Here is a 14,305-nt window from a genome sequence, read left to right as displayed (position 1 = left end):
CATGCGCAATCAGGGGCGGAAAGTGCGGTGCATCACTGAACATTCACCCAAACATGACAAAAAGGGACACAGCTCGGAGGTACGACCATAGACCAGCACGTGATCTTTGACTAAAGTCAAATAAATATGGAACCCATGGAGCCCCCGGCGCCGGTGGCTGCGGAGCATGTGACGGCCTTTCGCCACTTCAACCGCTACTTCACGCGCCGCATCGGCGTACTGGACGACCACTACCTCGGTCAGGACCGCCCGCTGGGCGAGGCCCGGCTGCTGTTCGAGATCGGGGACGGCGCGTCACTGCGCGAGCTGAGGAGCCGGCTCGGCCTGGACGCCGGATACCTGAGCCGAATGGCGAAGGCCCTGGAGGCCCAGGGCATGGTCCGGCTGAGCGCCCACCCGCGGGACAACCGGCTGCGCATGATCGAACCGACCCGGGCCGGGCGGGTGGAGCTGACGGAGCAGAACCGGCGGGCCGGCGCGGTCGTCGCCGGGCTGCTCGAAGGCCTGACCCCGCCGCAGCGCGCCGAGCTGACCCGGGCCATGGCCACGGCCCAGCGGCTCCTGCGCCTCGCGGGCATCACCGTCGACCTCGTCGACGGCGCGACCCGGGACGCCCTGGCCTGTCTGGACGCCTACGCGGACGACATCGACGAGCGGTTCCCCGAGGGGTTCGACAAGGGCGACCTGGTACGGCCGCACGAGGTGTCCGGCGAGGCAGGCGCGTTCTTCGTCGCCTACGAGGAGGGCCGCCCCGTGGGCTGCGGCGCGCTACGGCGCCTGGAACCCGGCGTCGGCGAGATCCGCCACGTCTGGGTGCACCGCGACGCCCGCCGCCTGGGCCTGGCCCGCCGTCTGCTCGACGCCCTGGAACGCGAGGCGTCCGCACGGGACTTCACCGTCGTACGCCTCGACACGCACGCCGCGCTCAAGGAGGCACAGGCGATGTACCGGGCGTGCGGGTATAGGGAGATCCCGGCGTACGACGACAACGTCTATGCGAGTCACTGGTTCGAGAAGCGTCTGGACCGCTGAGGCCGGATCGACCGGGGTCACCGGCACCGGCCGCCCGCCGGGCAGAAGGACTCCAGCGCCGCGGTGAGCGGTTCGCGGACCAGTTCCGGGGACAGGGACTCGGGGCCGGCGGCGCGGATCGCGTAGAGCGTGCCGTCGACGGCCTCGAAGCGGTGGTCGATGACCTGGCGCGGGCCCTTGTTCTCGTCGTCGTAGCGGTAGGTGACCTCGGACCAGCCGGCAGCCGAGGCGCGCCGCAGGGGCTGGTAGCCGGGCTGGTTCGCGTAGCCGTAGCCGGGGTCGTTCTCGGCGAGGTCGAGGGACTCGGCCGGGGTGTCCTCCGAGAGCGCGAAGATCTGCAGTCCGCGGTCGCCGTCCGGCGAGTCGTAGTGGACGACCGGGGCCTTCACACCCTGCTCCTGCCTGCGGATCCAGCCCTCGGGAACGTGGAGGGTGTAGCCGACGGGGTCCTGGGCGCGGCGGTAGCCGGCGGGTGAGGACAGTGAGGCGGACGCCGAAGGGGAGTTGCCCACGGATGCCGACGGGGTGGTGACGGAGACGCTCGGCAGCGGGGTCCCCACGGCTCTCCCGCCCGCCGTGGAGTCGTCGCGGATGAGGAACCAGACACCGGTGCCGACGCCCGCTCCGAGGACGGCCGCGGTGACGAGGACGAGCAGAAGGCGGCGGACGCGGGCAGGTGCGGGCTGGATGTGGGCAGGTGAGGGCTGCGCAGGAGGCGGTTCGTACGAGGGCGTCGAGAAGGTCTGGGTCCGGGCCGACGCCCACGGCGGTGGGGTGACCGGCTCCCGCGCGGCGGCCCAGGCCGCCTGGCCTCTCTCCTCGCTCGGCTCGTGCTCCGCCCACGAACCGGAGCTGTGGCCGTCGCTGTTGCCGCTGCTGTTGCCGCCCCATCCACTCATGGCAAGTCCCCCGAATCACCCCATGCGTACTGCTTCCGACGCTAGCGGCGAAAACGGCCGCGGGCCCCGCTCCGGAAGCAACCGGAACGGGGCCCGCGCAGGTTCGTGACAGAACCGTGGACTCAGATGAGGCCGACTCAGATGAGGCCGAGGGAACGGACCGCCTCGCGCTCCTCCGCCAGCTCCTTGACGGAGGCGTCGATACGGGCGCGGGAGAACTCGTTGATCTCCAGGCCCTGGACGATCTCGTACTTGCCGTCCTTGGTGGTGACGGGGAAGGAGGAGATGAGCCCCTCCGGGACACCGTACGAACCGTCGGACGGGATACCCATGGACACCCAGTCGCCGTCGGCGGTGCCGTTGACCCAGGTGTGGACGTGGTCGATGGCGGCGTTGGCGGCGGAGGCCGCCGAGGAGGCACCACGGGCCTCGATGATCGCCGCACCGCGCTTGGCGACGGTCGGGATGAAGTCCTCGGCCAGCCACTTCTCGTCGTTCACGACCTCGGCGGCGTTCTTGCCGGCGATGGAGGCGTGGAAGATGTCCGGGTACTGGGTGGCGGAGTGGTTGCCCCAGATGGTCAGCCGCTTGATGTCGGCGACCGTCGAGCCCGTCTTCTTCGCGAGCTGCGTCAGCGCGCGGTTGTGGTCGAGGCGGGTCATCGCGGTGAAGCGCTCGGCCGGTACGTCCGGGGCGGCGGCCTGCGCGATGAGCGCGTTGGTGTTGGCCGGGTTGCCGACGACCAGGACCTTGATGTCGTCCGCGGCGTGGGCGTTGATGGCCTGGCCCTGCGGCTTGAAGATGCCGCCGTTGGCCTCCAGGAGGTCACCGCGCTCCATGCCCTTGGTGCGGGGGCGGGCGCCGACGAGGAGGGCGACATTGGCACCGTCGAAGGCGACGTTCGGGTCGTCCGAGATGTCGATGCCCGCCAGGAGCGGGAACGCGCAGTCGTCGAGCTCCATGGCGGTGCCCTCGGCGGCCTTGAGCGCCGGGGTGATCTCAAGAAGCCGCAGCTTGACCGGCACGTCCGCGCCGAGCAGCTGGCCGGAGGCGATGCGGAACAGCAGGGCGTAGCCGATCTGGCCGGCCGCGCCGGTGACGGTGACGTTCACGGGAGTGCGGGTCATGGCGTTCTCCGTAGGACAGCTGGCGGTGAGGGCATCCCGGCCCCGGGTGCGGGACTTAGAGATGATCGATCTCTTGGCGTCGAGAGATCCACCGGTCAGGCTATCGCGCATCCGGGATCTCGCACGGCCGGGTCCCGTGTGGCCCGTCCCACAGAATGACGATCAGTGACGAACGCCGGGGCGAAGGAGACAAAAAAGGGGGCGGCCGCCGGGTCCGGGAGAGGGGGACCTGGCGGCCGCCGGGTGGGGGTACCGATGCCGGACTCCCGTGGGGGTACGGTGCGCGTGCCCACTTTGCCGGCACCCATTCCTGCCCACCCGAACTTCTTTTACCGGGTGCAGCCCTCCTGCCCAACGGCCAGCGTCGCGCAGGCCTTCGCCTCGCCCGCGTCCTTCACGGCCACCATCGGCGTGTACGCGATCGTGTCCCCGGCGGCGGTGATCGACCCGCTCTCCTTGGCCTTGCCGACCGTCACCACGACCTCGTCGCCCTGCGCGGCCCGGGTGATACGGCCCCACGCCGCGCCGCAGGCCTCGCTGTAGCGCACCTCGACCACGGTCGTACCCACCGTCGTAGTCTTGGCCGTCGTCACGAGGGCACCGCTGCACCCCATGGCCTCCGCGTCCTTGCCGGTGCAGGAGGCACCGCTGCACTTCACCCCGGCCGGCAGGTCGGTGTCGGCCGAAGCGGTCGGCGAGGGCGACTTGGTGGCGTCCTCGTTCTTCTTCGCGCTGCCGCCGTCGGTGATGTAGAAGACCGCCGCGATCACGACCAGCACACCGACGACCCCCGCGAGGAACATCGTCAGCCGCCGCTTCCCACCGCCACCGCCGGAGCCACCGCGAGTGGCGGCCCTGCTCCCCGGACGCGGCCCTTGCGGAGGCTCGCCGTACGGACCGGGCGTCCCGGGCGTCCAGGCAGGCCCCGGCTCCGCGCCGGCGGCCCCGGACCCGGCGGACGCCCCGGAAGACGTCGTACCGGCCCCCGGGGTACCCGTCGGCGCCGGCCCCCGATACCCGGCCAGCTTCCACGAGTTGCCCCCGGAGTCCCCGACCTCCCGGAGGTCGTCCCCGACGGAATCGCGAACTCCCGAGTCCCGGACCACCGCGTCCCGAACCTCCGGCGCCGTGGGCTGCACCGGCACCGCGGGCGGCACGGTCGGGGCGACCCCGGCCGGCCCCGCCACCCCGGGCGTGGGCGCGGCCGTGGCACTGCCGCCCCTGCGCGCGGGCTTGGCCGCCTTGGTGCTCCCCTTGGCGCTTCCCTTGGCGTTCGCGGGCGGCGGGCCGAACTCGCTCAGCGCGGCGCGCGCCTGGGAGATCCGGATGGCCTCCATGGTCATGTCGTGGCGCATCTCCGAACGGCTCCAGGCGCGTTCGGCGAGCTCCCACATGGTCGTCAGGTGAACCGGATTGGTGCCGGTGACCTCGGCGAGCGCCACGATCGCGCCCTTGGGCGCGAGCAGCCGCCCGTTCAGATACCGCTCCCAGGACGTCTTGCTGTATCCCGTGCGGTCGGCCAGCGCCGCGATGCTCAGACCGCTGCGGTCCACGAGCCGCCGCAGCTGACTCGCGAACTCCCTGACCTGCGGATCGAGTTCATCCGGCAAGGCCCTCCAACGAGGCATTGCTTCCCCCCTCTTCCCCCCGGTTCGTGCTGGTGTTTCTCGCGTTCCCCCGCGCGTGGTGCCCGCTGCCGAGTCCCCGTTCTGGCTACCCACAGGGATGCGCCCAGTAAGGATCTCAGTTCCCGGGGTGGGGGCGCACGGGAGCATTGGGACTGCGGGCGTGCACCGTTGCACGCCCGGCAGGTCTCGTCCAGTGTTCCACCGGCTCCCGTCGCCGTCCGACACAACCCTGGCAGTAAGCCCTTGCCGCCACACGGGACGTCCCCGGACCGCCCCAAATCGACCACTCAGAGCCCGACAACCGACCACGCTAGCCCGGCAGTTGAACGACTTCGTTGCAAATCCGCGAACTTGTCAACACATCGCCACACAGAACGCACATAAACGATCACACACGCCACATGCCGACAATCGCGCCAAGTCCGACGCGTGAGCCCCACCCGGCTCAGCCCAGCGCCAGCACCCCGACCACTCCCGTCAGCACCAGCGCCACCACCAGCACTACGGCGACCATCAGCAACCGCCGCGACGGCACCTCCGGCTCCTTCGGCGGCTCCTCCCACCAGGGCAGGGTGGGATCGTCCTCGTACTCCTCACCGCCGCCCCCGGCGACGCCCGATTCCCCGCCCGTCTCCCCGTCCGCGCCCTCCGGCTTGGCCGCCCCGGTCACCCCCACCGGCTTCGGCCACGCCTGCACGGCCAGCTCCCACCGCACCCCGAAGCGCTCCGCCTCCTCCTTGCCGATCCCGGACACCCGGCACAGGGCGACGACCGCCTGCCGGGGCGGGGGCTGGGTGGCGTTGAGGTAGCGCTGCCAGGAGGACTTGCTGTACGCGGTACGCGCGCCCAGGGAGGCCAGGCTCAAGCCCGTGCGGTCCTTGAGCTGCCGCAACTGCTCCACGAAATGCCGCACCTCCGGCGGCAGATCGTCGGGCAGCGGCTGCCAGGCACCCATCGCTCACCTCCGAACCAGATCCGTTCGGGTGACGACTCGGGACCACGCATTGGTTCCCGACACGCGCACCCCGGCGCACCCCTACACCCCCCGACGTCCCCCGACGTCCCCCGACGGACACCGACGTACCGGAACGGTCACCTCCGTGCCACAGCGCACTGACAGCCGTTGAACAGCACCTTCAGGGTGCCCGAGGGTTGACGCAGACGGCGGTCCGTCCTTCCTCGGGGGAGAGGACGGACCGCCGTCACGCACCGGGCCCAAGGCGCAGGCGTCAGCTGTCCACCGTGAAGTGCAGTGCGTCCTTCAGGAACGGCACCTGCAGCAGCGGCTTCGGCTGCGCCATCAACGCCAGCAGCACGATCACGAGGCCCAGCACGCCGTACGTCACGATGTCGGTGAAACGGGACCGTACGGCGAGCATGCCGACGCTCGGCAGGAGCCACCGCAGCAGCGCGCCGGCCAGCAGGGCGCTGCCGATCAGCAGGATGCCGACGCGGAACACGTCGAGCGCGGTGACCAGCAGGCCCACCCCGACCAGGCCGAGGACGAGGAGGACCGGCCACTGCCGGGCGGGGGCCGGCAGATCGCCGGATGCCGCGCGGCCGCCGCCCTCGGGCCGTGCGGTGTCCTTGGTGAACAAGGGGAAGCGCCGAGTGGTCCGGCGGGGCCTGCCCTCGGCATCGGGCGCGCTCACGGGATCACGGACCTCGATCTCATCGATCCCGTCGACCGCGTCGCTCTCATCGACCCGCTCGGCCCGCTCAGACCGCTCGGCCCGCTCGGCCCGCTCAGACCGCTCGGCCCGCTCGGCCCGCTCAGACCGCCCGATCCGCTCGGCCCGCTCGATCCGTTCAGACCGCTCGGCCCGCTCGACCTGCCGCGTCTTCTCCGCCCTGTCGGCGCCGCCCTCAGCCGACACTGCGCTCCGCCGCCTCGACCACGTTGACCAGCAGCTGCGCCCGGGTCATCGGACCCACGCCGCCGGGGTTCGGGGAGATCCAGCCGGCCACCTCGGCGACACCGGGGTGGACGTCGCCCACGATCTTGCCCTCGGCGTTGCGCGAGACACCGACGTCGAGGACGGCGGCGCCCGGCTTCACGTCCTCGGGACGGATCAGATGGGCGGAGCCGGCGGCGGCGATGATGATGTCCGCGCCGCGCAGGTGCGCCGACAGGTCCCGGGTCCCGGTGTGGCACTGGGTCACGGTCGCGTTCTCGCTGCGCCGGGTCAGCAGCAGCGGCATCGGGCGGCCGATGGTGACACCGCGGCCGACGACCACGACCTCGGCGCCCTTGATCTCGACGCCGTACCGGCGCAGGAGCGTGAGCACGCCGTTGGGAGTGCAGGGCAGCGGGGCGGGCTCGTTCAGCACCAGGCGCCCGAGGTTCATCGGGTGGAGTCCGTCGGCGTCCTTGTCCGGGTCCATGAGTTCCAGGATCCGGTTCTCGTCGATGCCCTTGGGGAGGGGCAGCTGGACGATGTAGCCGGTGCAGGCGGGGTCCTCGTTCAGTTCCCGCACCACCGCCTCGATCTCGTCCTGCGTCGCCGTGGCCGGCAGTTCGCGCTGGATGGAGGCGATGCCGACCTGGGCGCAGTCGCGGTGCTTGCCGGCGACGTACTTCTGGCTGCCGGGGTCTTCCCCGACGAGGATCGTGCCGAGGCCGGGCGTGACGCCCTTCTCCTTCAGCGCCGCCACGCGGGCGGTCAGATCGGACTTGATCGCGGCTGCGGTGGCCTTGCCATCGAGAATCTGGGCGGTCATGGCTCCCATCCTCCCGGATGACGCCCTCCCGGTTCCAATCCGGGTCTGACGTGGCCTCCGTCACCCCATCTCCACCCGTATCCGCCCATGATCAGCGATGTTGCACTTGCACAACACATACGGTTTGCGGCTGGACAACCAAGAGGACCCTAAAGAACGATGAGACGCGCATACCGCGGGCAGCACCGGGGGGACGACCGCATCCAAACCGCTTTCCTCCTTACCGTGCCGCGCGTCGTCCCCGCACAGGAACAAACGGAGGAAAGACCGCCATGAGCTTCGGCGACCCGAACAACCCCTACGGCCAGCCCCAGGGCCAGCAGCCGGGCTACGGCTACCCGCAGCAGCAGCCCCAGGCTCCCGGCTACGGCTACCCGCAGGCCCCGCCGGTGGGCGCCTACCCCGGCGCCATGGCTCCGACCTCCATGCCCGGCACGGTGAGCACCGCTCGCGTACTGCTGTGGGTCATCGCCGGTCTCCAGCTCCTCGGCGTCGCGCTGTTCGCCTTCTCCGCGGCGAGCGTCACCGCCGCGAAGAACGACTCGACGCTCAAGGACGACGCGGCGTTCCAGCAGCTGGCCGACTACTCGACCGGCATGCTGTGGGCCATCGCGGCGTTCGCGCTCGCCTGGGGCGTGTGGGCGATCGCGCTGGCGGTGAAGTTCAACTCCGGCGGCAACGGCGTCCGCATCACGGCGCTGGTCTTCGGCATCCTCACCGCGATCCTCGGTATCTACCCGTTCGTCGTGGTGGGCCTCATCCACACCGTGCTCGCCATCCTGATCGCCGTCTTCGTCGGCAACGCCAACGGCTCCGCGTGGTTCAACCGCCCGCGCTACTGACCTCACCGGCAGGCAAGAGCAGGACATAGACGGAGGAAGACCGCCATGAGCTTCGGCGACCCGAACAACCCGTACGGGCCCCCACCGCAACAACCGCCCGCTCCCGGCTACGGCTACCCGCAGCAGGCCCCTCCCGGAGCCCCGCCGCAGCAGCCGTACGGCGCCTACCCGGCCGCTCCGCCGATGCAGCAGCCATACGGCGGTTACCCGCCGGCCGGTCCTGTCGTGATGCCGGGCATCACGAAGGCGGCGCGGATCATGCTGGGGCTGGTGGTCCTCGCGCACGTGATCATCGCGGGCGCCTACATCTGGGTCCTGTCCCGGTGGGACCAGGAGATGGCGGACGCGGGCATCAGCGGCGACACCGACGCCGGGCGCTTCGCCGACGTGGGCAAGGGCGTCGTCGTCTTCTTCGTCGGGCTCGCCGCGGTGTTCGCGGTCCTCGGTCTGGTGCTGCTGCTCCAGTACGCCAAGGGCGGCAACGGCGTTCGCGTGTGCTCGATCGTGTACGGCTCGTTCGCCATCGTCACCGGCATATTCATGCTGGCCGCCTATGGCCTCGGGCTGCTCATCATGATCGCCGCCATCCTGCTGATCGTGTTCTCCGCGAAGCGCGCCACCGCAGAATGGTTCCGGCGGCCGCGTTACTGAGGGCCGCCCGGACTTCACACAGGACCCTCACCGAAGGACCCGTAGTCAGGGCTAAGTTCACGCCAATAACAGCGAAGGGCCGTGTCTCACCCGTATGAGGGGGACACGGCCCCGCCACGTCGTCCTACTCTGACGTGGGTAGCTGTCAGGCACGGGGAGACGCACCTTGTACAGCATCATCGTGGTACCTCCGCCGACCACGGAGGACGAGACCAACCGCACCCAGCTCCGCATCGCGCCGGGTGAGCGGATCACCTTCGGGCGCTCGGTTTCCGACAACGACCTGGCGATCGCGCATGACGGGGTGTCCCGCAGGGCGGGTGAGATCACCGCCCAGGGTGCCTTCTGGATACTCAGCAACCTGAGCCGGGAGCAGACCTACGTCGTGGAGAACCCGGAGGGCGCGGGCGAGCACATCAAGGTCGGGCCGGGGCGGCTCGATGCACCGGTGCCCTTCGAGTTCTCGCGGATCGTGCTGCCCGCGGCCGGCGACCTGCTGGCGATCGAGGTGTGGGCACCGCGGCACGACTACCGCAGCGCGGGCGGCCTGGACGGCGCCACCACCGCGCCCGCCTTCTCCCTGGACCGCACGAAGCGGTACTTCGCGGTCCTGGCCGCCCTGTGCGAACCCCGGCTGCGCGGCGAACCGCACGCCCCGCTGCCCACGGTCGACCAGGTCGTGGACCGGCTCCGCCCCACCTGGGCCGCCGCGTCCCGCACCTCCGTCCAGTGGAACATCGACTACCTCGCCGTGAAGCTGCGCCTCAAGCCCGCCCCGGAGACGGCGGACACCGGCCCGCGTCTCAACGGCAAGAAGGAGTCCCTGGTGTCGCTGGCGCTGCGGTTCGATCTCGTACGGGAGGACGATCTCGTCGTACTGAGAGACACCTCCTCGGCTTCGTCGGCCTCGTCGTCCGGCCGGGCGGCCCGGTGACCGAGCCCTACGCCGTGCCGGTGCCGAAGGGGTACCGGGTGGGCGTGTGGGAGGTGCGGGAGCCGATCGCCACGGGGGCGTTCGGGAGCGTGTACGAGGCGCGGCGCACGGACGGCTCACGGGACCTGCCCCGCACGGCGGCCCTGAAGTTCCTGCCCACCGGCACCGGAACCCCCCGCCAGCTCACCCACCTGCGCGAACTCATCGACCGCGAGGTCGAGTTGCACCGCCGCCTGAAGCAGCCGCGGCTGATCCGGATGTACGACACCCTCGTCGTCGACGACCCGGCCAGCCCTGCCCTCGACGGCGCCACCATCCTCGTACTGGAACGGGCCGAGGGCTCCCTGTCCGCCCTGCTGGCGGCCGAGCCCCGCCCCGCCGCCGGGCCCGCCCTGCTCGCGCAGATCTGCGAGGGACTGGCGCAGCTGCACCACGCCGGGTGGGTGCACGGCGACCTCAAGCCCGCCAACGTACTGCTGATGGCGGACGGTTCGGCCCGGCTCGCCGACTTCAACATGGCGGCGGAACTGGAGGGCACGCACGCGTACACGCCCGCCTTCTCGACGCCCGACTACACGCCCCCCGAGCTGCTCTGGTCGGAGATCGGCGAGCGCGGCCGGCAAATCCGCCCCTCGGCGGACGTCTGGGCGTTCGGTGTCCTGGCCCATCTGCTCCTCACCGACTCCTTCCCGCTTCCCGGTGCCACTCCGAGCGCCCGCCGCGACGCTGCCGCCGCCTACGCCCGTGGCACCGACGACCTGCGTCTGTCCTCCGAACTCCCGGACGTCTGGCGGGAGATCGTCCGCGACTGTCTGACCCGCACGCACGAGGACCGGGTGCCCACCCAGGACCTGCTGCGGCGCGTGGAGGCCGCGGCCGGCACGGGTCGCTCACCGCGCCTGCCGCGGGCCCTCCTCCCCCGTCGCCGTTCCCGCCGTACGGCGGTGGCGGCCGCCGCGGCCGCCGTCGTCGCCGTGTCCGCCCTCGGCTACGGCATCAGCACCTGGGCCGGCGACGGCTCGGACGGCGGCGGAACCCCGGGCGGCGAGCCCACGAAGGTCACGGCCGCCTCCTACGGCGCCGCCGAACTCCGTACCGACAAGGGCATCCCGGTGACCTACCGGCGCCTCATCGTCGACTCCGCCCACAACTGCGTCCACGAGGAGGTCACGCCCGCGCTGATCGCCGCCCTGCTGAAGGCGGAGAGCAACTTCGACCCGGACCTCTCCGACCCGTCCGAGGGCAAGGAGGGCGAGTACGGCATCGCGCGCTGGACGCCGAGCCTGCTGCGGTGGTGGATCCGCGACGACGGCGTACCCGCGACCGAGACCCCCAGGCCGCCCCTCACTCCGGCCGAGTCCATCCCGGCTGTCGGCCGCTACCTCTGCTACATGCAACCGCTCCTCGACAAGAAGAGCCTGTCCGGTGACCGCCAGGTGCTGCTGGCGGCGGCGTACCGGACGTCTACCAAGGTGGTGAACAACGCGGGCGGGGTTCCCCCGAAGTGCCGCGACTACGCCGCCCGCGTCGCTCACTACCTCAAGGAGTACACGCCGCCCGGCAAGAAGTGACCCTGAGAGGTCTGAGGTACCGCGCGCGAGCGGCCGACGGCATCGTGGTCCCGTCCACCAACGGGGGTGGCAGGACCGGAAGGACATCGACCATGAAGCGCATCCTCGCCTCGCTGGGCGCGTCAGCCGTACTCGCCACGGGGGCGGTCGCCCTGACGCCGACGAGCGCCTTGGCGGCGGACGGCTGCTGGGGGAACGCCGGCCAGAAGCAGGGCCCGGGCGGCAAGACGTACACCGCCCGGTACTGCCACAACTACCAGGGCGGCGTCGTCGGCTTCGGCGACAAGGACACCGGCTATCTGTACGCCGGGGACAACTGGTTCGTCTGCCAGGTCAAGTACGGCGAGAACCCGCCGGTGGGCGACGCCCGCAACAACTGGTGGCTCTACACCCAGGGCGACGAGGCCTACTCCGACACCGGCTGGGGCTGGTTCCCCGCGACGAAGGTCTCCGGCGGCAACAACTACGAGCCGATCCCGGGCCTGGCCACCTGCTGACGACACCGGGCACGGCAACGGTCTCCGGCTCCCTCGGGGGAGAGTCGGAGACCGCGCCGCGCCATGCCACGAGAAAGCTTCGGAGCTGTGCTTAGGCACCCCTTACCCTTTTCACGTTGAACGTTGAACCGGGGATCTGAAGGGGGACGGCTCCTTGTACAGCGTCATCGTGGTGCCGCCTGGGTGCGGCAGTGTGGACGACCAGGTGAGGATCGCCACCGGGGAACGGCTCTCGTTCGGCAGGGCCGTGTCGGACGGTGGACTGACCATCGCGCACGAAGGGGTGCCCCGGATCGCCGGGGAGATCACGGCACATCGTTCCTTCTGGCTGCTGAGCAATCTCAGCGAGGACCAGACCTACGTCGTGGAGAACCCGGAAGGCGCGGGAGAGCACGTCAAGGTCGTGCCGGGCCGGGTGGACGCGCCCGTGCCGTTCGAGTTCTCGCGCGTCGTGCTGCCCGCGGCCGGCGAGCTGCTCGCCTTCGACGTGTGGGCGCCGCAGCACACCTTCCGCAGCGCGGCCCGGCACCTGCTCGCCGGAGCCGCCACCGCACCGGCGTTCGCCCTCGACCGCACCAAGCGGTACTTCGCGGTCCTGGCCGCCCTGTGCGAACCCCGCCTGCGCGGCGAGCCGCACGCCCCGCTGCCGACGGTCGAGCAGCTGATGGAACGCCTGCGGCCGGCCTGGCCGACGGTCAGCCGCTCCGCGGTCTACTGGAACATCGACTATCTGACCCTGAAGCTGCGGCTGCGGCCCGGCCCGGACACCGCCGAGCCCGGACAGCGCGTCAGCGGCAAGAAGGAGTCGCTGGTCTCGCTCGCGCTCCGCTTCGACCTGGTCCGCGAGGGCGACCTGGTGGTGCTCGACGCGGCCCCGAGCGGGGCGCCCCGATGACAGGCCGGCAGTCGCCGGAGCAGCCGTACGCGGTCCCCGTCCCGAAGGGGTACCGGGTCGGGCCGTGGGAGGTCCGCGAACCGCTGGCGTCGGGCGCGTTCGCGACGGTGTACGCGGCCAGGCGCCTCGGCGACGAGCCGAAGCTGCCCCGGCAGGCGGCACTGAAATTCCTGCCCACCGGCACCCGCACCCCCCGCCAGCTGCGCCACCTGCGTGAACTGGCCGAGCGGGAGGTGGAGGTGCTCGACCGCCTGCGTGCCCCCCGTCTGATCCGCATGTACGAGACGCTGACCGTCGACGACCCGGACCACCCGGAGCTGGACGGTGCCACGGTCATCGTCCTGGAGCGGGCCGCGGTGTCCCTGGACGCCGTACTGGAGCACAACCCGAGGCCGGAGTCGGGGCCCGCGATGCTGGCGCAGATCTGCGAGGGCCTGCATCAGCTGCATCACGCGAGCTGGGTGCACGGCGATCTGAAACCCGCCAACGTCCTGCTGATGAAGGACGGTTCGGTACGGCTGGCCGACTTCAACCTGGCGGCGAAACTGGAGGGCACGCACGCGTACGCGCCCGTCTTCGCCACCCCCGACTACACCCCACCGGAGCTGTTCTGGGCCGAGATCGACGAGCGCGGGACCCGGATCCGTCCCTCCGCCGACGTCTGGGCCTTCGGGGTCCTCGTGCATGTGGTCCTCACCGGCTCCTTCCCCTTACCAGGTGGCAGCACGGAGGCGCGCACCGACGCGGCGATGCGGTACGCGCGGGGCGCGGAGGAGCTGCGGCTGTCCCCCGAACTGCCCGACGCGTGGCGGGAGATCGTGCGGGACTGTCTGGCCCCCAGACACCGGGACCGCGCCGTGCACGACACGGCCGCACTCCTGCGCCGCGTGGAGGCGGCGGCGGGCGTCGCCCGCTCGGCCCGCCTGCCACGCCTGCGACCCCGGTTCTGGCGGCGGCACCCGGTCCTGGCCGCGGCGCTGGCGACGGTGCTTCTGGCGACGACGGGGACGGTGGGGGCGGCATACCTGTACGTGAACCAGGACGACGGGGTACCGGCGTATGTGGCCCTGCCCACGGAGTCGGCGTCCAGGGGCCCCGACGGCGAGCTGGTCTACGGCTACCACCGTTGTCCGGAGAACAACGTCTGCTTCTTCAGCGAGTACAACGGCAATGGCGACATGTGCAGATGGCAGGGCGACGACGCCGACTGGCAGTCGGGCGACGAGACCTGCGCATGGGCCGCCGGTGCTCCGGTCCGCTCGATCTTCAACAACATCGCGGACGAGCGGAAGAACCACGACGTGACCTACTTCCGCGGGGCTGACTTCGAGCCCGCCGGCGCCGACCGCCGCCGCATGGCACAGCGCAGTGGTTGCACGACCGTGAACTCCATGGGCAACGTGGCGGGAAGGGCCGCGCCACGGTCGCACAAACTGGTGGACAGCTGCTCGACCAAGACGTTGCTGTGGACGATCCTGTCGCTGTTCGACTGATCCGCAAAGGCGCGC

The 14,305-nt window shown here is 71.0% G+C and carries 14 protein-coding genes; 8 read left to right on the top strand and 6 right to left on the bottom strand.

The annotated features are described in order from the left end of the window. The first annotated feature begins 126 nt into the window (after positions 1–126). Positions 127–1,032 (top strand): bifunctional helix-turn-helix transcriptional regulator/GNAT family N-acetyltransferase, encoded by a 906-nt coding sequence (locus POF73_RS02840; protein ID WP_272112782.1) that lies wholly within the window; start codon positions 127–129, stop codon positions 1,030–1,032. A gap of 17 nt (positions 1,033–1,049) precedes the next feature. Here the strand turns inward: POF73_RS02840 and POF73_RS02835 are convergent, their stop codons facing one another. The 6 genes from POF73_RS02835 to POF73_RS02810 all read right to left on the bottom strand — a co-directional run bounded on the left by POF73_RS02835 (position 1,050) and on the right by POF73_RS02810 (position 7,407). Beyond that, a complete protein-coding gene (locus tag POF73_RS02835; RefSeq protein WP_272112781.1) occupies positions 1,050–1,931 on the bottom strand; it encodes a hypothetical protein in 882 nt (293 codons plus the stop codon). Between the two features lie 137 nt (positions 1,932–2,068). Next, on the bottom strand, positions 2,069–3,058 hold the full coding sequence (locus tag POF73_RS02830) for a malate dehydrogenase (RefSeq protein ID WP_272112780.1): 990 nt from the start codon (positions 3,056–3,058) through the stop codon (positions 2,069–2,071). Positions 3,059–3,387: 329 nt separating this feature from the next. Continuing rightward, positions 3,388–4,668: a DUF2690 domain-containing protein gene (locus POF73_RS02825; RefSeq protein ID WP_272112779.1), complete on the bottom strand. Its 1,281-nt coding sequence runs from the start codon at positions 4,666–4,668 to the stop codon at positions 3,388–3,390. 463 nt (positions 4,669–5,131) lie between these two features. Beyond that, positions 5,132–5,641 carry a helix-turn-helix domain-containing protein gene (locus POF73_RS02820; RefSeq protein ID WP_272112778.1) on the bottom strand — a complete coding sequence of 170 codons (510 nt, stop codon included), beginning with the start codon at positions 5,639–5,641 and terminating at the stop codon, positions 5,132–5,134. A 274-nt stretch (positions 5,642–5,915) separates the two neighbouring features. Further along, positions 5,916–6,365 (bottom strand): DUF3017 domain-containing protein, encoded by a 450-nt coding sequence (locus POF73_RS02815; RefSeq protein ID WP_272112907.1) that lies wholly within the window; start codon positions 6,363–6,365, stop codon positions 5,916–5,918. A gap of 187 nt (positions 6,366–6,552) precedes the next feature. Continuing rightward, entirely contained in the window at positions 6,553–7,407 is an 855-nt protein-coding gene (locus POF73_RS02810) for a bifunctional methylenetetrahydrofolate dehydrogenase/methenyltetrahydrofolate cyclohydrolase (RefSeq protein ID WP_272112777.1), read from the bottom strand. A gap of 272 nt (positions 7,408–7,679) precedes the next feature. On the opposite strand from POF73_RS02810, the gene POF73_RS02805 reads away from it, so the two are divergent. From POF73_RS02805 to POF73_RS02775, 7 genes are all read left to right on the top strand, one after another. Continuing rightward, entirely contained in the window at positions 7,680–8,249 is a 570-nt protein-coding gene (locus POF73_RS02805; protein WP_272112776.1) for a proline-rich domain-containing protein, read from the top strand. Between the two features lie 45 nt (positions 8,250–8,294). After that, a complete protein-coding gene (locus POF73_RS02800; protein WP_272112775.1) occupies positions 8,295–8,900 on the top strand; it encodes a hypothetical protein in 606 nt (201 codons plus the stop codon). A 166-nt stretch (positions 8,901–9,066) separates the two neighbouring features. Further along, positions 9,067–9,834, top strand: coding sequence for an FHA domain-containing protein (locus POF73_RS02795; RefSeq protein WP_272112774.1), 768 nt, complete (start codon positions 9,067–9,069; stop codon positions 9,832–9,834). Further along, entirely contained in the window at positions 9,831–11,405 is a 1,575-nt protein-coding gene (locus tag POF73_RS02790) for a serine/threonine protein kinase (protein WP_272112772.1), read from the top strand. The genes POF73_RS02795 and POF73_RS02790 overlap by 4 nt, the downstream gene beginning before the upstream one ends. A gap of 92 nt (positions 11,406–11,497) precedes the next feature. Beyond that, on the top strand, positions 11,498–11,902 hold the full coding sequence (locus tag POF73_RS02785) for a hypothetical protein (protein WP_272112770.1): 405 nt from the start codon (positions 11,498–11,500) through the stop codon (positions 11,900–11,902). Between the two features lie 154 nt (positions 11,903–12,056). Beyond that, on the top strand, positions 12,057–12,797 hold the full coding sequence (locus POF73_RS02780; protein WP_272112769.1) for an FHA domain-containing protein: 741 nt from the start codon (positions 12,057–12,059) through the stop codon (positions 12,795–12,797). Next, positions 12,794–14,290 carry a serine/threonine-protein kinase gene (locus POF73_RS02775; protein ID WP_272112768.1) on the top strand — a complete coding sequence of 499 codons (1,497 nt, stop codon included), beginning with the start codon at positions 12,794–12,796 and terminating at the stop codon, positions 14,288–14,290. Before POF73_RS02780 ends, POF73_RS02775 begins: the two co-directional genes overlap by 4 nt. The last annotated feature ends 15 nt before the right edge of the window (positions 14,291–14,305 follow it).

It is taken from the genome of Streptomyces sp. HD (assembly GCF_028369295.1).
Lineage (GTDB): Bacteria > Actinomycetota > Actinomycetes > Streptomycetales > Streptomycetaceae > Streptomyces.
Note: the sequence above shows the minus strand (reverse complement) of the source record. Positions and strands in the feature narration are given on the sequence as shown.